This window comes from Mycobacteroides sp. H003 (genome assembly GCF_001440135.1).
Classification (GTDB): domain Bacteria; phylum Actinomycetota; class Actinomycetes; order Mycobacteriales; family Mycobacteriaceae; genus Mycobacterium; species Mycobacterium gwanakae.
The window spans coordinates 1,133,247-1,155,409 of the sequence record NZ_LJYL01000034.1 but is presented as its reverse complement, the minus strand read 5'-3'; the positions used below and the strand labels follow the sequence as shown (position 1 = coordinate 1,155,409).

The following is a 22,163-nucleotide window of genomic DNA, read 5'->3' as shown; positions in this document are numbered from 1 at the left end:
GCGCATATAGCAGAGTGTCCAAAATCTCACCGTGATCTACGACGATGTGTAGATCACGTCAGTCACGTGTTATGTTACTGCTCAGTTTGGGCCGTGCTTTCTCTGTGACCAGCGAAGATGGTGGGCCCGAGAGGTTTGGACGAGAGGGCATCACGTGGGTCAGCCAGCACACGGACGTGTTGCCCTGGGGTATTCGGTGCATTCGATCGTGAGCGCGTGATGACCACTTTCGACACGGCCGGTACCGGCCGCCCCGCAACACCGTCTCGTGACGCCGTATCCGGCGCCCTCAAGGAGTACGTACGCAAGCACCCGGTGCAGGCGGTAGAAACCGCAGGCAGCCAGATCGTCCTCGGTGTACGGGCGATGCAGTACATGTTCTCGGACCTCATCCACCGCGCGTTCCCGTGGAAGGAATTCATCCACCAGGGTGCGTTCATGGCGGGCAGCGCGGTGGTCCCGACGCTGCTGGTGGCCATTCCGATCGGCGTCACCTTGTCGATCCAGTTCGCCCTGCTCGCGGGCCAGGTCGGTGCGTCCTCGTTGGCAGGTGCGGCAAGTGGTGTCGCGATCGTGCGTCAGGGCGCCTCGCTGGTTGCCGCGGTGCTGATGGCCTCCGCGGTGGGCTCGGCCATCACCGCGGACCTGGGGTCACGAACCATGCGCGAAGAGATAGATGCCATGGAAGTCATGGGTGTCTCGGTAATTCGGCGGCTCGTCGTCCCACGCGTGGCCGCTGCGGTTCTCGTCGGTGTCGGCCTCACGGGCACCACCTGCTTTGTCGGCTTCCTGGCCAGCTATTTGTTCAACGTCTACTTCCAGCACGGCGCACCCGGAAGCTTCGTCGCGACCTTCGCGTCGTTCACCCGGGTCGACGACCTGATCCTGGCGCTGCTCAAGGCGATCCTTTACGGCCTCATCGTCGCCATCGTCGCGTGTGACAAGGGATTGACCACCAAGGGTGGTCCCGCCGGTGTCGCCAACTCCGTGAATGCCGCGGTCGTCGAGTCGATCTTGGTGCTCATGCTGATCAACGTGCTCGTCAGCCAGGTGTACGTCATGGTCTTCCCCAGGCATGGGATATAGGGGCGCGCCATGACTATCTCTACATACCGCCCCAAGGGCGTCCAGCCGATCATCGATGCCGGGCATCGGGTCGCCCAGTCGATTCGGCGGCTCGGACACATGCTGGCGTTCTTCGTGGAGGCCATCGCGTCCATCCCGAACGCGCTGCGCTACTACTCCAAGGAGTTCTTCCGGCTGCTGGCCGATGTCACCTGGGGTAATGGCTCGCTGGTCACCGGTGGCGGAACCGTCGGCGTGGCCGCGGTGTTGGGTGCCACGATCGGTGCCCTGATCGGTATCGAGGCCTACAACCTGCTGAACATCATCGGCTTGGGGCCGGCCACGGGATTCATCTCCTCCTTGGTGTCGACCCGTGAGTTGGCGCCGGTGATGGCGGCCCTCGCCTTCGCGATGCAGGCCGGTTGCCGCTTCACCGCGCAGCTGGGTGCTCAGCGCATCAACGAGGAGATCGACGCACTGGACGCGCTGGCGATCCGGCCCATCCCGTACCTGGTCACCACTCGACTGATGGCTTCCACCGTGGCGGTGGTTCCGCTGTACCTGCTGTGCCTGGTCATCAGCTACATCACGTGTCGCCTGCTTGTCGGGATCTCCAGCGGCGGCTCGATCGGCGGTGCCTACAACCATTACTTCACGATGATGCTGAGTGGCACCGACATCGTCTACTCGGTGATCAAGGCCGTCGTCTTCGTCTGGATCGCCTCAACCATCCAGTGCTACTTCGGATTCAACGCCTCGGGTGGACCCGAGGGCGTGGGTGTGGCCGCCGGACACGCGATGCGCGCCGCCATCACCGTCGTGATCATCGTGAACATGCTTCTCACCATGGCGTTGTGGGGAGTCGACGCTGGCGCAAGGTTCGGTGGTTGACGTGAGTGGTGGTTCATTCTCATCGAGCGGCCGCGGCTGGTCCGATCGCGCGCTGCTTCTCTCCGGCATCGCCGTGCTGGCCATCCTGGGATTGGTGACCGGGCTACTGCTCGCCAAGTCCAAGGGCTTGCTGGAAGACACCGTCAAGGTCAACGCGCAGCTGATGAACGTCGGTGACGGTCTGCCCGAACGTGCCGATGTGAAATTCCGCGGCATGCTCGTCGGCGCCGTCACGTCGGTGACGCCGGCCGAAGACGGCAAGCCGAACATCGTGCACATCGACCTGAAGTCCGAGCACGCCAGCGGCATTCCGAGCACGGTCACCGCGCGGGTGGTGCCGAGCAACGTGTTCGCGGTGTCGTCGGTGCAGCTGGTCGATAACGGCGATGGTGCCGCACTGCGCGACGGTGCGGTGATCACCGAGGACACCAAGCTGCCGACCGTGCTGTTCCAGACCACCACGAACAAGCTGCGTCAGGTGCTTGCCGCCACCGAGCGGCAACGCGGCGATGCACCGATCGGCTTGATCGGGGTCTTCGGCGAAGCCACCCAGGGACGCGGCGACAAGCTGCTGACCTCCGGCGCCCGGCTGCAATCCATCCTCACCGAGTTCAACGCCATCGTGTCTGCCAGCCCGAACGATCCCTCGACGATCGCGGCGCTGGAGAAGGTGTCGGCGGCGCTCAGCACCACCTCACCGCGACTGTTGGACAACCTGGAGAACGCCCTGGTGCCGCTGCGCACCCTGGCCCAGAAGCAATCCGATGTGCGGGGGCTGCTCTCGGCCGGCTTGCACACCGCGGGCACCGCATCGACTGCCATCGATAACCACATCGACCAGATGATCGGCATCGGTACGCACCTGACGCCCGTTGTCGGTGTCCTGGCACAGCATTCGGGCCAGTTCGTGCCGATCGCATCGCGCATCAAGGTGCTGTCGGACGCGATTTTCGAGAACGGCTGGGATCCCGGCCGTCAGGTCCTGGGCCTGAACCTGATCCTGTCGTTCAGCCCGGCGTGGACCTATGTCCGCGACGACTGCCCCCGGTACGGAGAGCTGGCCGGACCCAGTTGCACCACCGCACCGGAGACCCGCCAGTGGATCGACATTCCCGAGGTGCTGCAGCCGGGCAGCTACAAGCCGCCGCCGGATATCGCGCCACCCCCGGGGACCATCTTCCCGCCGACCGCAGCCGACATCATGCTGCACGGCACGGGTCCCAACCCACAGGAAGTCGACCGGGCCGCCAACCCGGTGCTGCCGCCGTTCGGCCCGCCACCTAACCCGGCACCTGCCGGAGTGGCACCGGCCTCCTTCGGAGGGAACGTCGGGCCGGTCGGAAGCGCGATGGAGCGCGCACAGCTCGGCAAGGCGCTGGGCGGAGATCCCAGCGCCTCGCAGCAGCTGCTGCTGGGCCCGGTGGCTCGCGGGACCACGATTTCGGTGAGCCGCGATTCGGTACAGCCCAATGCGGTCGAGGGAGGCGGACGATGAAGAACTTCCGGGCCGCGGTGATCGGACTATCGCTATTCATCGTGTTCGCCATCGGCGTGACGACTCTGGTGTACGGCACGCTGCGCCGCGACACCACGGGCTCGACAAAGAGCTACAGCGCGATCTTCACCGATGTCACGGGTGTGCGCGTCGGCGACGACGTGCGCATCGCGGGTGTGCGTGTGGGCCGCGTCGACTCGATCGAACTGGACGGCTCGCTGGCCAAGCTCAAGTTCCGGGTGAAGAGCAACCAGAACCTGTACGGCAATTCGATCGTCTCGGTGACCTACCAGAACATCATCGGACAGCGATACATCTCGCTCTCTCGTGGTCTGGACGGCAGCCCGGAGCGCCTGCCCGAAGGCAGCGTGATTCCCGTGGAGCGCACAGAGCCGTCCTTCGATGTCGGCGCGCTGCTCAACGGATTCGAGCCGCTGTTCACCTTGCTGGATCCGAAGCAGGTGGACAACCTGTCCAACGGGCTCATCGACGCCTTCGCCGGTGACCGGGGCGCGCTGGCCCATGTGGTGGCACAGACCACCGAGATCACGAAATCCTTTGCCGGGCGCGATCAGTCGCTGGGTGGGCTCATCGAGAACCTCAACACGGTTCTGGAGAACGTCGCCAAGCAGAACGACAATCTGGACCAGCTCGTGGTGCAGAGCCAGAACGTCGTCGGGGAGCTGGATAACCGCCGCCAGAGCCTGGTCTCGTCCATCGGTTCGGCCACGCATGTTGTGAGCCGGATCCAGACCATCGGCGACAACGTGTACCCGCAGTTGCAGGAGCTCGTCTATCGCGAGCCGGGCACTGCAGCGCACATCCTTGCCAACAAGGACCAGTTCGCCTTCCTGGGCTCCAACCTGCCGCTGCTTCTGAAGGGACTGGCCCGCACGATGCAAGACGGTGCGTACGGCAATTCGTATGCCTGCCAGCTGAACATCAACGGATTCTTCCCGGGCCTCAATGACCTGGTGCCCGCCATTGTCCGGCACGCCACGCACGGTGGTGTCGCGAAGTACACACCGAAATGCCGAGGGATCGAATGAGCCCCCGTGAACGCAGGCTAGAAGACCGCAGCAAGTTCTGGATCGGCATGATCGCCGTCGGTGTCGTTACGGCGATCATCGCGTCGATGCTGCTGTTCCGCCAGATCGGCTTCGGATACACCCGGTACAAGGCAGAGTTCGCGCAGGCGGCACAGCTCAAGAAGGGCGACTACGTCAGTGTCGCCGGGGTTGATGTCGGCGAGGTCAAAAGCGTTGTGCTCGATGGCACCAAGGTCCTCGTCGACATGCGCGTCCGGGATGAGGTGAAGCTGGGCGCCGAGACCCAGGCCGCGATCAAGACCACCACGCTGCTCGGTTCGCGATACGTCGAGCTGCGGCCGCGCGGTGCAGGGGCCATTCCTAACAAGCGAATCGCGTTGTCGCACACTGAGGTGCCATACGACCTACAGGCGCTGCTCGCGGACACCGCTGCCACCTATGAACAGGTCGATACGACCAAGCTGGCGCAGTCCATCGACATCTTGGCCAAGCAGCTCGAGGGGCTGCCCGAGGCGCTGCCCGAGGCCATGAAGAACCTGAAGGAACTCTCGGGGATTGTTTCCACCCGCCGCACGCAGATCGGCGAGTTGCTCAAGAGTGCGTCCACCGTCACCGCCACGTTGCATCGGCAACAGGCCAACCTCGGGCACCTGGTCTTCCAGGGGCGGGACCTATTGGGAGAGTTCGTATCCCGTAAGGCATCGTTCCAGCGCCTGATGGCCTCGATCACCAAGGTGGTCGACCTGCTGAGCAAGGTCGTCGTCAAGGACCGGCCCGCATTCGAGAAACTGTTGCAGCAGCTACGGGAAGTCACGGCGATGGCCAGCGACCATGACGACTACGTACGAAACCTGTTGCAGATCCTGCCCGTCCCGCTGAGGAACCTGACCAATGCCACCGGTTCGGCGTACTCCATGAACATCAACCTGACCAACGGTCTGGTGGTGGACAACTGGATGTGCGCGATCAGCAGCCGCGCGGAGCAATGGGGTCTGCTCGAGTACTTCAAGGACTGCGCATGAGCGTGAACGTGACACAGCAGGGGTCCACCGCCCGCCGCGTCTTCATGATCGGTGTGGTTTCGGTGCTGGTGATTGCCGCCGCGATTGGTGGCTACCTGGGGCTGCGCAAGGCCGGTGTGGTGGACGACAAGATCTCCGTCACCGCCCAATTCGATGAAGGCTCTGGCCTTTTCGTCGGCAATGTGGTCGAGGTACTCGGCTTGCCGGTGGGCGCCATCGAATCGGTAGAGGCCAAGGGCACGTATGTCGAGGTCAAGTTCAACGTCGACAAGGATGTGAAGGTACCGGCGAATGTCATTGCCGCCGCCTTCACCAGCTCGGTCCTCACCGATCGGCATGTGGCGTTGAGTCCGCCGTACACCGAGGGCCCGGTGCTCAAGGATGGCGATGTCATTCCGCTCGACCGCACTCGCACGCCCGTGGGGTTTGACCGCGTACTTGCCACTGTCGACAAGCTCGCCTCGGCGATGAAGGGCGACGGAAAGGGCGGCGGGCCGGCGGCTGACCTGGTCAGCATCGGCGCGCAAGCCGCTTCGGGTAACGGTGAACAGGTCAAGACCGCCCTCGATGAGCTGTCGAAGGCATTGAAGATGACCACCGACGGCGCCGAGACCAAGGATCAGCTCACCACGATCATCAAGAGCGTGAGCTCGCTGGTGAACGCGATGGGGGAGAACGACAAGGCGATTCGTCAGTTCGGTTCCGCGGTACACGGCACGGCGGACGTGCTGGCCGCCGAGCGATTCGGCACCGGGGACACCGGCCGCAAGGCCAACGAGGTGCTGAAGAGCACTGCCGAACTCCTCGAGAAGAACCGCGACGTCATCAAGGGCCTCATCGGAAACGGCAATGTCACCTTGCAGTCGTTGACCGACAACCAGCGTGAACTCAAGGAAACTCTGGATCTGCTGCCGCTGACGCTCGACAACGTGGACCGAGTCATCGACCCGGTGAACGGGTCGATCCGCCTGCACCCGCTGTTGGACAAGCTGCTCTTCGAGAGCCAGTTCACCAAGGAGATCTGCAACATGATGGGTCTGCGGCAGCTCGGCTGCAGCACCGGAACGCCAGCCGATTACGGACCCGATTTCGGACTGACCTACATGCTCGACGGCATGGCCAGGATGGGGCAGTGATGAGCCGCTTGAAGGTTTCCAAGCTGAGAGTCGCCGCGCTGGCCGCGGCCGGTGTGCTGTCTGTATCTGCGTGCACCCCACCGGGACTCGACAGCCTGCCGCTTCCGGCCCCCAACATGGGCTCGAAGTCCTACCAGCTGACCGCGCGATTCGCCAACGCGCTCAACCTTCCCGCGAAGGCCAAGGTGCGTCTCGGCGGAGCCGACGTCGGCGAGGTCGAGTCGATGGAAGCCGTCGACTATGTCGCGGTAGTCCAGCTTCGTATCCGCGAAGGCGTGCGGTTGCCTGTCGGAACCACGGCGCAACTGCGCACGGCCACCCCATTGGGTGATGTGTTCGTGGCGGTCACTCCGCCTGCCAAGGTCACCGGTCAGCTCCTCAAGGATGGCGGCACGCTGGATCTGGACAACACGTCGTCGGCGGCCACCGTCGAAGGTGTGCTGGCCTCCGCTGCCGTGCTGGTCAACGGTGGCGTCATCCGCAATCTGACGCACGTGGTGAACGGGCTCGGTAAGTCTTCTGGCGGTAATGGCAGTAACGGCATCGTGTTTGGTGAGATCGTGAAGCAGTCCGATCAGTTGATGGGCACGCTCAACGGCAGGTCCTCACAGATTCAGAACTCGTTGGACAGGACTTCCCAGCTGGCCGCGACACTGTCGGCTCGGGAGAAGACCATCAACGATCTGCTGGAGGCCGGTGCGCCGGCGTTGAAGGCTGTTGATCCCGACCAGGTCGGAGATCTCGCCGACACCGCTGGTCACATCTCCGATCAGCTGGCGAAGTTCCCGTCGATCCAGGGCACCGACTCGCGCAGCATGATCGCCGATTTCAACTCGATTGCGCGGGGCTTCAACGACATTGCCGTGAGCCCGGACACCAGCCTGGTCGCCTTGAACCGGCTGCTTCCGGTGTTGGTGAAGGCGAATGCGGGTAGCGCCTTGGCCGTCGATGTGAACATGGCCAAGCTCGCGCTGGGTAACTGGCCCGACGCGGGATACAAGGGCGATCCGACCTTCCATGGCCCCAAGCAGGCCGACTGGGGTTATCTGGTCGGTAGCTTCAAGTACTCGTTGTACCGGTTGCAGGAACGCGTCGTGGGTCAGGGACCGAACCCGCCCATGCCGCCTGCTCCCGCGCCGGCACCTGCGCCCGAACCGGGACCGGGCCGATGACCGCCCCCGCGACGGGACCCACCCAGTCCCACGGTCTGCTGGAATCGCTCTCGCGAGGGCTGGTTGCGCTGTCCGATGTCTTCAAGCGCAGCTGGAAATGGCTGTCCGTAGTGGGCCTGGTGGCCATCCTCGTCATCTGCGTCGGTTACGTGATGTTCGGGACTCTGAAGGTCAATCCGATCGAGTCCAAGTACCAGGTGAAGGTGCAGCTGCACGAATCCGGTGGGCTGCTGCCGAATCAGGAAGTGACGCTGCGCGGAGTGCCGATCGGCCGGGTGCAGTCCGTCAATCTCGAGAAGGGCGGCGTGGTCGCGACCGCGGCGATCGACGGCGCCGTGAAGCTGCCGGTCAACAGCGAGGTGCGGGTTTCCGGACTATCGCCCGCTGGTGAGCAGTACCTCGACTTCCGGCCGACGACGAACGACGGCCCATTTCTGAAGAACAACAGCGTGGTCGCGCTGGGTCAGGCGACCACTCCGATAACCCTGGCGCAGGTGCTGGCCGATTCTGATGGGCTACTGGCACAGCTTGATACCGAGAAGCTGAGCACCATCCGTAAGGAACTCGGCGTCAGCACGCAAGGCCCGGAGAAGCTTGGCGACATCTTCGACGGCGGCACCTTCCTCATCACGACCCTTGATGGTGTGTTGCCGGAGACGGTGACCTTGTTGAAGTCGAGCAAGGTGACTTTCTCGACGCTCGTCGACCTCAATGCGGGATTGGATGCGACCGGCCAGCAGCTGGGGAGCACCTTCGGCGGGTTGAAGAAGATGGATGGCGGCTTCCGCACGCTGCTCGGGCGCGCCCCGCAGACGTTGCACAGCGTGGACAATCTCTTCACCGACAACTCCGACACCATGGTGCAGCTGTTGGGCAATCTCGCGACGGTCGCTCAGTTGAACTACGTGCGCGTCCCGGCGCTCAACGCGCTGTTCCCTGGACCCGAGGTGCGTGGGTCGGCGCTGGAGAGCGCGGCGACGATCTTCCATGATGGCGCCATCTGGGCGCTCGCGGACCTGCTGTATCCGCGACCCACATGTGATTACGCGACACCGCGCAAGCCCGTCTCGGATGCCAGCTTCTACGAACCGGCGCTGTACTCCACGTACTGTGCCAATCCGGACCCGGCGATGCTGGTGCGCGGTGCTCGCAACGCTCCGCGTCCGGCCGACGACGACACCGCGGGCCCGCCGCCCAACGCCGATCTGTCCAAGGTGTCCGATCCGACGCCGCGCGGTAAGTGGAGTATTCCGACGCCGTATGGTGGACCGCAGTGGCCTCTGCCGATTCCCGGGGATGCGCCTCTGCCTCCCGATGCACCTGCGCCGCCACCCGGTTTCGGTAATACTCCACCTACCGGACGCTAGGTACGTTCGGACCGGTACCAAGCAACACGCGCAAGGAGCACAACCATGGCAGATGACGTTGTCGGCAAGGACGCCAAGAACGCGGATGAGTCTGCGGTGACCTCGGATGCGGAGAAGGTCGAATCCTCGGCGGACAAGGCAACGGAAGCTGCAGCAGAAGAGGTCGCTGACCTCGACGCGGACGCATCTGAGAAAGACTCCACGGATCCGAAGGCCGCCGAGGGCTCGAAGGATTCCAAGGACGTCGATGACGAGGACATCAGCCTCGAACCCGATGAAGAGGAACAGAGCCCGAAGCGGTTCGGGGCCCGCCATTGGGCCTTGACCGCGGCCGCATTGGTGGTCATTGCGATCGCCGCCGGGACTGCGATCATCGGGCGGCTCTACGAAGAGCAGCGCATTGAGGAGCGGTCGTCTCGTGAGGCACTGGCCGCGGCACAGGAATTCGCCAACGTCATGATCAACGTGGACAGCGCCAAACTCGATGAGAGTTCCAGCAAGACGCTGGACAGGTCTACCGGTGACTTCAAGCAGAAGTACTCCGAGTCCAGCACCACGCTGCGCCAGGTCATGATCGAGAACAAGGCCAAGGCAACGGGTGTTGTGGTCGATTCCGCGGTGAAGTCGGCGACGCCCGACAAGGTCGAGGTGCTCATGTTCATCGATCAGGCAGTGTCCAATGTGGCGGTTCCGGATGCGCGCATGGACCGTAGCCGCGTTCAGATAACCATGGAGAAGGTCGACGGACGCTGGCTTGCCAGCGATGTCGAACTGACTTAGCCGCCCCTCTGATGAGTGTCGGCGGACTGCTACTCGTCGCCCTGGGGATAGCCATCGGGATGGTCGGCATCGTGGTGCCGATGGTTCCCGGAACCACGCTGGTGGTGCTCTCCATCGGGGCGTGGGCCCTCGTCGAATCGACCGCCAAAGCCTGGGTGGTCCTTGGCATTGTGGTGGCACTGGCCGTCGTGACCACGGTGGTGAAATACGTATGGCCCGCTGCGCGCATGCGCGAGGCAGGAGTGCCCACGCTGAGCCTGGTGCTTGGCGGCGTCGTGGCGATCATCGGGTTCTTTGTCATCCCGGTGGTTGGGTTGGTGATCGGCTTCGTGCTCGGTATCTACCTCGCGGAATTCCTGCGCCGCAGCAGCCAGAAGCAGGCGTGGGCCGCGACCGTCACGGCTGTGAAGGCGGTCGCCACCTCGATCGGTATCGAGATGGTGGGCGCGATGGTATCGGCAGGCATCTGGCTGGGTGCCGTACTGATCTGAATCGTCTTCTAGGTCAGTGCTTTCCGCAGTGCCGCAAGGCCATCGCCGTCGATTCCGGCAGCAGTGACCATCGCCTCGGGTGACCCGAAAAGCTTTGCGATTTCGCTGAATCCGGTGTCGAGGTATTCCTCGCGAACGCCGAGCACCTCATCGGAGAGCATCGCGGCCATGGTCTGCGCCAGCTCTGGTTCGGCGGCAGCCATCTGTGCCGAGATATGGGCCCGCATCGCGCCGATCGCCGCATTGCTGCGCAGGTAGTCCGCGGCGATATCGGCATAGTCGATGCCTACCGTGTGCAGCAACACCCCGATCAGAAGACCGGTACGGTCCTTGCCTGCCGCGCAGTGCACCAAAGCTGTTGCACCGCTTGCGAGTTGGCTGGCCACTGCCTTGAGGGCGACGAGCGTGCCGGGGAGTTCGACGAACCGGCGGTACTCGGCCAGCATGAACTCCACTTGGGATGCCGGATCCGGGCCACGGCCCGAAGTCATGCTCGTGATCATCATCTGTCGGTAGGCGATTTCATGCGGAGCGCGCTCCTCCCCGGCAGCCGGGGTGGCGAAGGGAACCTCGTGTACACGGATTGCGTCGTCCACCCGATCAGAACCGGTGCGTGCAATCTCGGTGGGGCTGCGCAGGTCATACAGATCAGTGATGCCGAGGGTGCGCAGTGTCTGGGCGCCCGCCGCGGTCAGACCGCTTAGTTCAGAAGACCGAAACAGCACTCCAGGTCTGAGGGTGACGGGTGAATCCGCGCCGCCGACGTCCCGGAAGTTCCAGATGCCCTCCACAGGGCTGTCTGCGGGGGAGGCGGTCGATTCAGCATTGGAGATCGTCACACCCCCACGGTAGCGGGCGCGTTTTTGACGGCGTTCTCGCCCGGTTTGTGGCGGAACAGCAGGAAGAACGCGACCGTGACCACCAACGAGTACGCGGCGAAGCTCAACCAGATGCCATGCCAGTCCTTGCTCTGATCCGGATAGGTGAAGAAGTACTCGATGACGGCTCCACTGATGAGACTGCCCAGCATGGCGCCGACCCCATTGGTCATCAACATGAACAGGCCCTGCGCACTCGCCCGGATCGCGGGGTCGCACTGGTCCTCGACGAACAGCTGGCCTGAGACATTGAAGAAGTCGAAGGCCATGCCGTAGACGATGCAGGACAACACGATCATCCAGAGCCCGGCGCCGGGATTGCCATAGGCGAACAGCCCGAAGCGCAATGTCCAAGCGGTCATGCTCATGAGCATGACCCCCTTGATTCCAAAGTGGCGCAAGAAGAATGGGATGGCCAGGATGAACAGCGTTTCGGAGATTTGTGAGATGGACATGATGATCGCTGGATGTTCGACGGTGAAAAGGCCCTTGTACTCGTCGATGGTGGCGAAGTCGTGCAGGAACGTGTCGCCGTAGGCATTGGTGAGTTGCAGCGCCCCGCCGAGCAGCATCGCGAAGACGAAGAAGACGGCCATATTGCGGTGACGGAACAGGGTGAAGGCAGTGAGGCCGAATCTGTCGGCGAATGTGGTGCTGCGCGTGCGGTCCAGCTTCGGGGGACAGCTGGGTAGCGTGAACGCGTAGAGCCCCAGGAGCAGCGCCGCAGTTCCGGCGACGTAGAACTGGCCGGCCGAGGTTTCCAGCTTCAGCAGGCTCACCGTATGTAATGCGGCGATGAATCCGACGGTGCCCCACACGCGGATCGGCGGGAAGCTGACGACGGTGTCCTTGCCGGCATCCTTGAGGGCGTTGAAGGCAACGGTGATGGCCAGGGACAGCGACGGCATGTAACACAGCATGTTGAGCAGCAGAACCCAGAAGAAGACGGTGGGGCTGTTCACCTGGGGGAGGCTGAACAGCGCTGCGGCTCCGCCCAGATGCAAGATCCCGTAGAGCTTTTCGGCGTTCACCCATTTGTCGGCGATCACCCCCATGATCGGCGGCGTCAGGATCGCGGCAATACCCATGGTGGAGAAGACCGCCCCGAAGTGCGCTCCCGACCAGTGCTTCGCGTTGAACCAGTACGCCCCGAGCGTCAACAGCCAGGCTCCCCACACGAAGAACTGCAGGAAGTTCATGACGATGAGGCGGGTAGAGAGGTTCATTGGACACCAATAGTGGGGGACATCGGCCCAGTTGGCAGCGCGAACCGCTAAGGAATGTCCCGGCCCCTCACTGATCGTTTGTGCCGTCAGGTAAACATGACCCATGCACAAGGACGTGTCCGCTTCACCCGAAGGCCCCGCCGGCGACGTGTCGCTGGATGCCGATGCCATTCCCGCGAGCCTGTTGGAGTACCTCAACCGCGAGCTGGGGGAGGAGGTCAGCGTCCGGAGGCTCTCGGCCGGACATTCGAATCTGACCTACGTGGTCACGGGAAGCTCTGGTGTGCAGTGGATTATGCGGCGCCCACCGTTCGGACGGCTGCAGGCCGGTGCGCACGACGTGATGCGTGAGTACCGGGTGCTCGACGCGCTCAGCGCGGCCCAGGTGCGGGTTCCGCGCGTGACGCTGGCCAGCACCGATGCGGAGATCTTCGGCGCCCCGTTCTATTTGATGGAGCGTCAGGAAGGCGAGGTGATCAGGGACGTCTCGCCGGAGTGGTTCGTCGGCACGGCGCGCCGGGAGCTGGTGCTCGATCTGGCGGTCGCATTGGCCGAGATTCACAATGCGGACCCGATGCGGTTGGTGGAGGCCAAGTTGGGTCGTGAATCGGGTTACTTAGCACGACAATTGAAGACCTGGGGTGGGCAATGGGAGTCCATCAAGGAGCTGCCCACCGGCCGTGATCTGGAGGATCACACGGCCATTACCGCGTGGCTCACCCAGAACTATCCGGGGGACCGCCCCGCGGCAGTCGTGCACGGCGACTACAAGCTGGACAACGTGCTGGTCGACGCGGCCACGGCGCGGATTACCGCGGTGCTGGACTGGGAGATGGCGACCGTCGGCGATCCACTGGCGGACCTGGGATATCTGCTGTACATGACCCCCGAGCCGGGAGGTGAGGTCGCCATGTCGGAGCTCACCGGTTCGGTGACCGCACAAGAGGGTTGCCCCTCGCACGTCGAGATCGCCGAGGCCTACCGTGGAGCCCGAACTGGCGACCAAAGCTATTGGACACCAGAAGATTTGATCTACTACCAGGTGCTGGGTGGGTGGAAGCTCGCCACCTTGCTGGAGGTGTCCTATCAGCGCCATCTCGCCGGAACCACCGACGACCCCTTCTTCGCCGAACTGGACCAGGGTGTTCCGAGGCTACTTTCGGTGGCTCGCAGCCTGATTCCGGCTACTGGCTAGCATCAAGAAACAAACTCACCGACCACCTGGAGGAATGTCATGGCCGACGAAGTCCTGATCGAACAGCGTGACCGTGTCCTATTGATCACCATCAACCGTCCGGACGCGCGTAACGCGGTAAACAGGGCCGTCAGCCAGGGGCTCGCCGCAGCGGCGGATCAGCTGGACAGCTCCGACGACCTGTCCGTCGCCATTATCACCGGCGCGGGTGGAAATTTTTGTGCGGGAATGGATCTCAAGGCATTCGTAAGCGGCGAGGCGGTACTGTCCGAGCGCGGCCTTGGTTTCACCAATGTGCCGCCGCGTAAGCCGATCATCGCCGCCGTGGAGGGCTTCGCCCTGGCAGGCGGCACTGAACTCGTGCTGTCCTGTGACCTGGTGGTGGCCGGCCGGAGTGCAAAGTTCGGCATCCCCGAGGTCAAACGTGGTCTGGTGGCCGGCGCCGGCGGCCTGTTGCGTCTGCCGAAGCGAATCCCGTACCAGGTAGCCATGGAGTTGGCGCTCACCGGAGACTCGTTCACCGCGGAGGACGCCGCCAGGTACGGATTCATCAACCGGCTCGTCGACGATGGTCAGGCACTGGAGGCCGCGCTGGAGTTGGCTGACAAGATCACCGCCAATGGGCCCCTAGCCGTCGCGGCCACCAAGCGCATTGTCATCGAGTCGGCAAGCTGGGCCCCTGAGGAAGCCTTCGCCAAGCAGGGCGAGATCCTCATGCCGATCTTCGTCTCCGAGGACGCCAAGGAGGGCGCGCAGGCGTTCGCCGAGAAGCGTGCACCCGTCTGGAAGGGCAAGTAGCCCCCTCGCATCTGTCATCTCGAAAAGGATCAGTGGCGCTCCCAGTCAATCGGCGTACTGTAGTTAGTTGTGCAAACTTTTCATGGGTAAAACCCCGTGACCTGCATTTTTAGATGTACGCACACCTGACATGCGCGTTTGATGGGAGACACTGCTGTGGCCAGAACCGAAGGTGACACCTGGGACATCGTGACGAGCGTGGGCGCGACTGCGCTCATCGTCTCTGCCATGCGTGCTGTCGAGGCGCGTAAGGCAGAGCCGCTTGCGCGGGACGACTATGCGCAGCACTTTGTGGCTGCGACCAAGACTGAGGCGCCGATCTTTTCCGAGCTCCTGGAGGACCCCACTGTCGCCCAGGAGCCCGACGTGCAGCTGTTCTCGAGTTATCTGGGGGCGCGGACGAAGTACTTCGACGAGTTCTTCCTGGCTGCGGGAAATGCGGGTGTGCGCCAGGCGGTGATCCTGGCGGCGGGCCTCGACGTCCGCGGGTATCGGCTGCCCTGGGCGCCGGGCACCACGGTCTATGAGCTTGACCTTCCGAAGGTGCTCGAGTTCAAGAAACAGGTTCTCGACGAGCACGGGGTGCGGGCCACGACTGCCGTCCACGACCTGCACGTCGACCTCCGCGACGATTGGCCCGAGGCGCTCACAGCAGCGGGTTTCGACCCCACCCAGCCGACGGCCTGGCTGGCCGAGGGGCTGCTTCCGTTCCTGCCCGGTACCGCGCAAGACCTGCTGTTCCAGCGCATTGTCGCGCTGTCCGCAGCCGGAAGCCGTGTTGCCGTAGAGGATTTCGGTGCCCCCGGTACCCAGGCAGATCGGATGTCGAGCGCGATGGAGAACGAAGACGGCGCACTGCGCCGGATCTTCAAGAGCATCGTTGAGGAGGACGCACCCCCGTCGAGCCTCTGGTTCGCCGACGAGCGCGAGGATCCGGCGCAGTGGCTGACCGGGCACGGCTGGACCGTGGAGGCCACCACGGCGGGTGAACTGCTGAAGCGGTACAACCGGGCTCCGTTGGCCGGTGAGCATGAGCTGACGGATGCCATGGGGCAGAGCCGGTACTTCACCGCATCTCTGGGGGCATGACCATGGCGCGCACCGACGGAGACACCTGGGACATCGTCACGAGCGTTGGCTACACCGCGCTGGCGGTCGCGGCCGCTCGAGCACTCGACGCGAAACTGGATCCGCCACTGGCGCACGACGAGTACGCCGAGAAGTTCGTTGCCGCCGCCGGCGAACCGCAGTTGGCCCAAGCCGTGGCCGCCGGAGACATCAGCGGCCTCGCCGGTGCCAATGCCGGTTGGGTCGGTGTGCGGACGCGATTCTTCGACAACTTCTTTGCCGATGCGGCCGGCGCCGGGGTGCGGCAAGTGGTCATTCTGGCCGCCGGATTAGACGCCCGCGCATACCGATTGCCCTGGCCAACGGGCACGACCGTCTTCGAGGTGGACCAACCGCGGGTTCTCGAATTCAAAGATCAGGTACTAGCCGGGGCGGATGCTGGTCCGGCGGCCGGTCGGGTGCCGGTGGCCGTCGACCTGCGTGATGACTGGCCGAAGGCGTTGGTGGGGGCCGGGTTCGATCCCGAACAGGCCACCGCATGGGCTCTGGAAGGACTGTTGCCCTACCTGCCCGGGGTGGCACAGGACGCACTTTTCGAGAAGTTGCATGAGCTGTCGGCTCCCGGAAGCCGGATCGCTGCCGAGCTGGGTCCCTTGCCCGGGGAGATTGCACAGTTTGAACGGGATATGCCGTCGCATGCAGATTCTCCTGGTCAGCCGAAGGTGTCCGAACTCTGGTACGACGATCCCCGGCGGGATACCACGTCGTGGCTTGCTGAAAGAGGCTGGACCGTGGCGGGAATCGACCTTGTGGAGGCGGCCGTGGGATACGGCAGGCCGTTCGGGGAAATACCCCGATCATTCGAAACATTGCTGCGTACAAAGTTTTTCACCGCTACCCGGACAGGCTGAGAGGACGCCATGACAGACGTCGAGGATAAGAACTGGTCGCGCAGCGAGGGCGACTCCTGGGACATCGTGTCCAGCGTGGGATACACCGCGTTGGGGGTCAGTGCGCAGCGTGCCGTGGAGAGCGAGCGGCCGGACGCGCTGATCGTCGACCCGTTCGCCAAGCATTTCGTGCTCGCAGCGGGAGAACCGCATTTGATCGATACGATCACCAAACGCGATGTGCCCCGGGCCTCCCCGTTCGAGTATCTGCGTGGGATGGGTATGCGCAGCCGGTTCTTCGATGAATTCTTCCTGGATGCCGCCGCCTCTGGCATCCGGCAAGCCGTCATCCTTGCCGCCGGATTGGACGCACGGGCACATCGGCTGCCCTGGCCCGCCGGGGTCACGGTCTACGAGCTGGATCAGCCGGAGGTCTTGGCCTTCAAGGACCGGGTGTATGCCGAGCAGGGCGCCGCGCCGACCAGTGATCGTCGGGCGGTGGCCGTGGACCTGCGTGATGACTGGCCGGCCGCGCTCAAGGAGGCTGGATTTGATCCCAGCCAGCCCACCGCATGGTCAGCCGAAGGACTGCTGCCGTATCTGCCTGCCGTCGCGCAGGAACTGTTGTTCGAGAGGATTGTTGAGTTGTCGGCCCCCGGCAGTCGTGCCGCGATCGAGGGCCCCACGGGCGTGCTGGGCGTGAGTCAATTCGCCAAGGTCGAGCAGAAGTACCGATCCGAGAAGGACACCTTCGGCAAGATCGACATCACCGAGCTGTTCTACGACGAGGAGAAGACGCCGCCCGTCGAGTGGTTCTCCACACGAGGATGGAACACGCTGGGGGTGGACATGTTTGATCTGGCAGAACGCTATGGCGTGCAGTATCCGGAAGTCCCCGAGGACATCCGGGAGCTCGCCGGTTCGATGCATTACCTGACCTGCACACTGCCTGCCTGAAAGGAAACGTTATGACCAACATCGAGGACAAGGACTGGTCGCGCAGCGAGGGCGATTCCTGGGACATTGTGTCGAGCGTCGGGTTCACCGCCCTGGGAGTCGCGGCGGCTCGCGCGGTCGAGAACGCGCAGCCTGATCCCCTGGTGCGCGACGAGTACGCGGAGCATTTCGTGCGGGCCGCCGGTGAGCCGCATCTGATTGGGCTGCTGGACAATCCCGATGCCCAGGCGCTGAACCCGACGACCGCATTTCGCCAGATCGGTCTTCGTAGCAGGTTTTTCGACGAATTCTTCGTAAACGCGACCAAGTCCGGCTGCACGCAGGCAGTGATCCTCGCTGCCGGGCTGGATGTGCGGGCGCATCGGTTGCCGTGGCCGGAAGGCACCAAGGTCTTCGAGTTGGATCAGCCCCAGGTGCTGGAGTTCAAGGACCGTGTGCTGGCCGAACAGGGCGCCACCCCCACGAGTGACCGCAGGGAGGTTGTCGTGGACCTCCGCGACGATTGGCCTGCCGCTCTACTGGCCGCAGGCTTCGACCCTGAGGCTCCGACGGCGTGGTCGGCGGAGGGCTTGATCGTCTATCTGCCGTCTGCGGCACAGGATCTGCTGTTCGAGCGGGTTGTCGCGCTCTCGGCGCCGGGCAGTCAGGTCGCCGTGGAAGCCACGCGCGGACGGCCCGACATCGCCAAGTGGGGTGAGGTCCAGAAGAAGTACGCCGACGATAGCCATCCCATGTCGAAGGTGGACATCAGTGCGTTGTTCTACGACGAAGAGCGGGCCGATGTCCAGGAGTGGTTCGCCGCGCGCGGATGGACCGTGCGGGGTTCAGATGCGCTGGAGCTGGCGGCCGGCTATGGGGTACAGATCCCGGAGCTGCCGAACGAGATCGTCGAACTCATCGAGCAGGGCAACTACCTCACCGCTGCTCTGCCGCGCTAAGTGGTCTATCCCCAAGGGGTGGTTGGGCCACCGGTTCCGGGCTAACATGCGGAAGGGGCATGTCTGGAGGGGGAGCCCATGAAGATCGACCCGGTAGCTACGGAGAAATGCGCGGCACAACTCGACGCATCGGATACCCATGTCGAGTTCGCCAAGGGAAAGTTGCGTGCCACGGAGGGCAAGGACCTCGGTGACCTGAGCGATGCCATGAACGCTGCGCGGAGCCGGGTGTCCGGCGCGCTCAGCACGGTTACCGCTGTGCAAAAAGAGATCTCGCAGAACATCCGGTCGTGCACCAAGGCGCTTGTCGAGATGGATCAGCGTAATGCGGGCAATCTCAGCGACACCGGAATCAAGTTTCCGGTGCTCAACTAGGGCCGGCGCGCGATGACGCTGGGTGACACGCAAAAACAGCTGGAGCAGGTAATCGCCGACCTGCGACAGATCGGCGAGATCACCGTGAGCACGGTCTGGCCGATAGCGCGCAAGGTCGTCAGTGCTGTCCGGCAGGTCATCGCGGTGGCCACCGAGCCACCTCCTCCGGACCCGGCGACCGTGCGCGAGGTAGCCGCTCGCTGGCGGGAAATGGTGCCCGCTATGGGGGAATGGCACGCCAACGATGTTCAGCAGGCTCAGAACACGATCCCCGAAACGGTGTGGGGGCGTACGCCGGGTGATCCGTACGGTGAGACGACCGGGGATAAGGCGCGCACCAGCATCGCGAACTTCAAGACACGATCCACGACGATCGGTCCGGCCGCTACCGGGGTGGCAGCCTCGCTCGACACGTTTGGCGGGTCGATGGAGAAGGCGCGGGAACGGTGGCATAACGCATTCGCCTCGCTCAAGGACGACGTCGACTGGGGCAACATCCCCAAGGCGCCATGGGACGCCATTCCCTATGTCCGCAAGCTTGTGGGCGATGTCGTGCACGGTGTCGAAGAACTCGCGGGCGCGTATGGGGACGCCGACAAGGCGGTGAACACCGCGAAGGGTGAACTCGGGAAAGCGGTGGAGGGCATCACGCTGCCCGACCACACCTCCGTAGCGGCAGGTGCGATCGGTTCGGTCAACAATTGGTCGGGCGTCAAGGACGATCCGGATGGTCATAAGGACGGAACCGGTTTGCGGCCGGGCGTGCAGGAGCGCGCAGATGCCAACCTGGCGGCGATGAGCCCCGAGGATCGCGCCAGAGCGCAGGCGATGCTCGACAACGCGAAGGATGAGGCCCGACGGAACTGGATCATCTCCGCCCTCGCGCGGGGCGGGGATATTCATACGCTGCAACGCTTCTCGGACAAGTTGGCGCTCATGGACGATCAACAGGTGCGTGAGCTTGACCCGGTGGAGTACGCGAAGAATCATCCGGGCGTCCTGACGCAACCCGATGGCACCACCTGCGGGTCTTCCTCGCTTGTTGTCGCCAAGATGATCAACGACCCGGTGTACGCGATGAAGATGCTCACGGGATATGACGCGACCGGGTCCGAACCGCCACAGTCTGGGCAATCGATAACCAGCGCCGAGGTCACATCCAAGTTCGCGGATGAAGCCAAGAAGATGCACGATTCGACGAACAACGCGATCGTCCCGGGTTGGGGCACGACCTGGCCCGAGTCGTTGGGGACACCCCCGGGAGGCGCCGCCGATGAGATGGGCAAGCCCGGCGGTCCTGGTGTCCCGGGCAGCGCGTATCGATTCGAGGTGGCTAATCCGCTGGGCCCGTCTGGGGACTATCAGGCGATCACAGCGGCTGTCCAGTCCGGTCAGTCAGTTCCGCTGTTCGTCGGCAGCGGAGTGAACGGGCACATCGTCTTGGTGACAGGAATGCAGGGCGACTCACTGGAAATCTACGAGCCCTCTTCTGGACAGAAGATGACAATCCCGAAGGATGATTTCGTCAACAACCGAATATCGTTCGGTGGCGAAACGCGCTATCGGCCATGGGGTGAGGTGATCCCGAAGTGAAGGTCCTACGACTTTCACCGGCGCTGTTGCTGGTTTTCGTGCTGGCCGCATCGTGTCCTAAGCATCCCGAGAACTTTGAGCCGAACAGTGTGGACTCGGCGCGATCTGCCCGGCTGACGGCGGATGCCTGGCTTGCTCCCGCCAAGGCGTACCACGCCTCGTACAACGGGCTGAACAACATCTCACGTGAGTCGGTGGTCAGGACTGCGTCTTTCACACACGGCGATCCATTGGACGTTGTCACCCGAGAGACACGGAAGGCCCTGCAGAACGGATGGGTGCTGACCTATGCCCACTGCGGCTCTGTGGCGAGGCCTATGTCGTCGGCAAGCGCACCCCAGACCTTGTCGGGTGTTGAAGTAAATCTCGAGAAGTCGCCGGCCGACCCCGAGAATGCCGCCATGGCACAGCTGACGGCCTACCGTGTGGAACCTGACCCGGACGGGCAGGGAACGGTCAACATGGAGATCAACGCTTTCGCCCAGTATCACTCGGATAGGGGTTGGCCGAATCTGCCGGGCGTCGCGATGGATACCACGTGCCTGGTGATACCTGGTGCGCCCAGTGCAGGCTCCAATACGACGTCGGCATTTCCATCGGGAATCGTCCAAGGCGTCAAGGGTGGCCATCCGCTGAACGAGAAGGGCGAACCTGACGGATCGGCCGGCTGAAGGACGTCGCCTCGAATGCTGACGGTGCGAGACTGGAGTGTGTGAGCCAGAACCCGGAGAACACCAAGTACGTCGAGCCCGGTGAGTTCAAGCGGGATACCAACTACATCAATACGCGGATCACGGCAGACGGCCGCGACGGCTATCCGGTAGAGCCTGGGAGGTACCGGCTCGTCGCCGCGCGTGCCTGTCCGTGGGCGAACCGGACGCTCATCGTCCGTCGCCTCCTCGGTTTGGAAGACGTTTTATCTCTCGGGCTTTGCGGCCCCACGCACGACAAGCGCAGCTGGACTTTCGATCTGGATCCGGGTGGTGTCGATCCCGTCCTGGGTATCCACTTCCTGCGCGATGCCTATCTCAAGCGGTATCCGGACTATCCCCGCGGCATCACCGTGCCCGCCATCGTGGAAGAGGCCACCGGCGAGGTCGTGACCAACGACTACGCGCAGATGACGCTGGATTTCTCCACCGAATGGGTTGAGTATCACCGGCCGGGTGCGCCACAGCTGTATCCCGAGGCGCTGCGCACCGAAATCGACGAAGTGAACCGCCGCGTCTACACAGAGGTCAACAACGGTGTCTACCGCTGCGGTTTCGCCGGAGGCCGGGACGCCTACGACGCCGCCTACGATCGCCTGTTCACCGCACTCGATTGGTTGTCGGAAAGGCTTGCCGGACAAAGATATTTGGTGGGGGACACCATCACCGAGGCGGACGTGCGGCTGTTCACCACGTTGGCCCGGTTCGATCCGGTGTACCACGGGCATTTCAAGTGCAATCGCCAGAAGCTGAGCGAGATGCCGGTGCTGTGGGCGTACACGCGGGATCTGTACCAAACACCGGGCTTCGGTGACACCGTCGATTTCGGGCAGATCAAGGAGCACTACTACGTGGTGCACACCGATATCAACCCCACTCGGATTGTCCCGAAGGGGCCGGATCTGAGTGGCTGGCTTACCCCGCATGGACGCGAGACACTGGGGGGCAGACCGTTCGGGGATGGCACCCCGCCGGGGCCGCCGAGAGAGTCGGAACGCGTGCCAGATCACGGTCCTTGCCCTGGTTAACGACCTTTGCAGGATTTACAAAAACGGAAGACTTGTTAA

At 63.5% G+C, this 22,163-nt stretch carries 22 protein-coding genes; 20 read left to right on the top strand and 2 right to left on the bottom strand.

Annotated elements, in window-relative coordinates; translation table 11 throughout:
• Positions 1-219 precede the first annotated feature (219 nt).
• From AOT87_RS25645 to AOT87_RS25600, 10 genes are read left to right on the top strand one after another with little or no spacing between them, the layout of a single operon-like run.
• Positions 220-1,086: an ABC transporter permease gene (locus AOT87_RS25645; RefSeq protein ID WP_030097438.1), complete on the top strand. Its 867-nt coding sequence runs from the start codon at positions 220-222 to the stop codon at positions 1,084-1,086.
• Positions 1,087-1,095: 9 nt separating this feature from the next.
• On the top strand, positions 1,096-1,956 hold the full coding sequence (locus AOT87_RS25640; RefSeq protein ID WP_030097437.1) for an ABC transporter permease: 861 nt from the start codon (positions 1,096-1,098) through the stop codon (positions 1,954-1,956).
• Between the two features lies 1 nt (position 1,957).
• On the top strand, positions 1,958-3,451 hold the full coding sequence (locus AOT87_RS25635) for an MCE family protein (RefSeq protein ID WP_030097436.1): 1,494 nt from the start codon (positions 1,958-1,960) through the stop codon (positions 3,449-3,451).
• Entirely contained in the window at positions 3,448-4,500 is a 1,053-nt protein-coding gene (locus AOT87_RS25630; RefSeq protein ID WP_057967130.1) for an MCE family protein, read from the top strand. The genes AOT87_RS25635 and AOT87_RS25630 overlap by 4 nt, the downstream gene beginning before the upstream one ends.
• The gene (locus tag AOT87_RS25625) at positions 4,497-5,522 is read left to right on the top strand and encodes an MCE family protein (RefSeq protein ID WP_057967131.1); all 1,026 of its coding nucleotides are present in this window, start codon (positions 4,497-4,499) and stop codon (positions 5,520-5,522) included. Before AOT87_RS25630 ends, AOT87_RS25625 begins: the two co-directional genes overlap by 4 nt.
• On the top strand, positions 5,519-6,658 hold the full coding sequence (locus AOT87_RS25620) for an MCE family protein (RefSeq protein ID WP_057967132.1): 1,140 nt from the start codon (positions 5,519-5,521) through the stop codon (positions 6,656-6,658). The genes AOT87_RS25625 and AOT87_RS25620 overlap by 4 nt, the downstream gene beginning before the upstream one ends.
• Positions 6,658-7,830 (top strand): MlaD family protein, encoded by a 1,173-nt coding sequence (locus tag AOT87_RS25615; protein ID WP_057967133.1) that lies wholly within the window; start codon positions 6,658-6,660, stop codon positions 7,828-7,830. The genes AOT87_RS25620 and AOT87_RS25615 overlap by 1 nt, the downstream gene beginning before the upstream one ends.
• On the top strand, positions 7,827-9,197 hold the full coding sequence (locus AOT87_RS25610; protein WP_030097431.1) for an MlaD family protein: 1,371 nt from the start codon (positions 7,827-7,829) through the stop codon (positions 9,195-9,197). Before AOT87_RS25615 ends, AOT87_RS25610 begins: the two co-directional genes overlap by 4 nt.
• Before the next feature lie 45 nt (positions 9,198-9,242).
• On the top strand, positions 9,243-9,977 hold the full coding sequence (locus tag AOT87_RS25605; protein ID WP_057967134.1) for a hypothetical protein: 735 nt from the start codon (positions 9,243-9,245) through the stop codon (positions 9,975-9,977).
• Positions 9,978-9,988: 11 nt separating this feature from the next.
• Entirely contained in the window at positions 9,989-10,468 is a 480-nt protein-coding gene (locus AOT87_RS25600; protein ID WP_057967135.1) for a DUF456 domain-containing protein, read from the top strand.
• Between the two features lie 8 nt (positions 10,469-10,476).
• On the opposite strand, the gene AOT87_RS25595 is transcribed toward AOT87_RS25600, so the two are convergent.
• Positions 10,477-11,307 (bottom strand): tyrosine-protein phosphatase, encoded by an 831-nt coding sequence (locus AOT87_RS25595; protein WP_030097428.1) that lies wholly within the window; start codon positions 11,305-11,307, stop codon positions 10,477-10,479.
• Positions 11,304-12,572 carry a nucleoside permease gene (locus AOT87_RS25590; RefSeq protein ID WP_057967136.1) on the bottom strand — a complete coding sequence of 423 codons (1,269 nt, stop codon included), beginning with the start codon at positions 12,570-12,572 and terminating at the stop codon, positions 11,304-11,306. The genes AOT87_RS25595 and AOT87_RS25590 overlap by 4 nt, the downstream gene beginning before the upstream one ends.
• Positions 12,573-12,675: 103 nt before the next feature.
• On the opposite strand from AOT87_RS25590, the gene AOT87_RS25585 reads away from it, so the two are divergent.
• The 10 genes from AOT87_RS25585 (at position 12,676) to AOT87_RS25540 (ending at position 22,124) form a co-directional block, all read left to right on the top strand.
• Positions 12,676-13,767 carry a phosphotransferase family protein gene (locus AOT87_RS25585; protein WP_057967137.1) on the top strand — a complete coding sequence of 364 codons (1,092 nt, stop codon included), beginning with the start codon at positions 12,676-12,678 and terminating at the stop codon, positions 13,765-13,767.
• Positions 13,768-13,806: 39 nt separating this feature from the next.
• The gene (locus AOT87_RS25580) at positions 13,807-14,565 is read left to right on the top strand and encodes a crotonase/enoyl-CoA hydratase family protein (RefSeq protein ID WP_057967138.1); all 759 of its coding nucleotides are present in this window, start codon (positions 13,807-13,809) and stop codon (positions 14,563-14,565) included.
• Between the two features lie 156 nt (positions 14,566-14,721).
• Positions 14,722-15,654 (top strand): class I SAM-dependent methyltransferase, encoded by a 933-nt coding sequence (locus tag AOT87_RS25575; protein WP_057967139.1) that lies wholly within the window; start codon positions 14,722-14,724, stop codon positions 15,652-15,654.
• 2 nt (positions 15,655-15,656) lie between these two features.
• Positions 15,657-16,544: an SAM-dependent methyltransferase gene (locus AOT87_RS25570; protein WP_057967140.1), complete on the top strand. Its 888-nt coding sequence runs from the start codon at positions 15,657-15,659 to the stop codon at positions 16,542-16,544.
• A gap of 9 nt (positions 16,545-16,553) precedes the next feature.
• A complete protein-coding gene (locus tag AOT87_RS25565) occupies positions 16,554-17,480 on the top strand; it encodes a class I SAM-dependent methyltransferase (RefSeq protein ID WP_030097422.1) in 927 nt (308 codons plus the stop codon).
• A gap of 11 nt (positions 17,481-17,491) precedes the next feature.
• On the top strand, positions 17,492-18,418 hold the full coding sequence (locus tag AOT87_RS25560; RefSeq protein WP_057967141.1) for a class I SAM-dependent methyltransferase: 927 nt from the start codon (positions 17,492-17,494) through the stop codon (positions 18,416-18,418).
• 78 nt (positions 18,419-18,496) lie between these two features.
• Positions 18,497-18,793 (top strand): hypothetical protein, encoded by a 297-nt coding sequence (locus AOT87_RS25555; protein ID WP_057967142.1) that lies wholly within the window; start codon positions 18,497-18,499, stop codon positions 18,791-18,793.
• 12 nt (positions 18,794-18,805) lie between these two features.
• A complete protein-coding gene (locus tag AOT87_RS25550; protein WP_057967143.1) occupies positions 18,806-20,386 on the top strand; it encodes a hypothetical protein in 1,581 nt (526 codons plus the stop codon).
• Positions 20,383-21,057, top strand: a complete 675-nt coding sequence (locus tag AOT87_RS25545) for a hypothetical protein (RefSeq protein WP_057967144.1) — start codon at positions 20,383-20,385, stop codon at positions 21,055-21,057. Before AOT87_RS25550 ends, AOT87_RS25545 begins: the two co-directional genes overlap by 4 nt.
• Positions 21,058-21,098: 41 nt before the next feature.
• Entirely contained in the window at positions 21,099-22,124 is a 1,026-nt protein-coding gene (locus tag AOT87_RS25540; protein WP_057967145.1) for a glutathione S-transferase C-terminal domain-containing protein, read from the top strand.
• Positions 22,125-22,163: the final 39 nt, after the last annotated feature.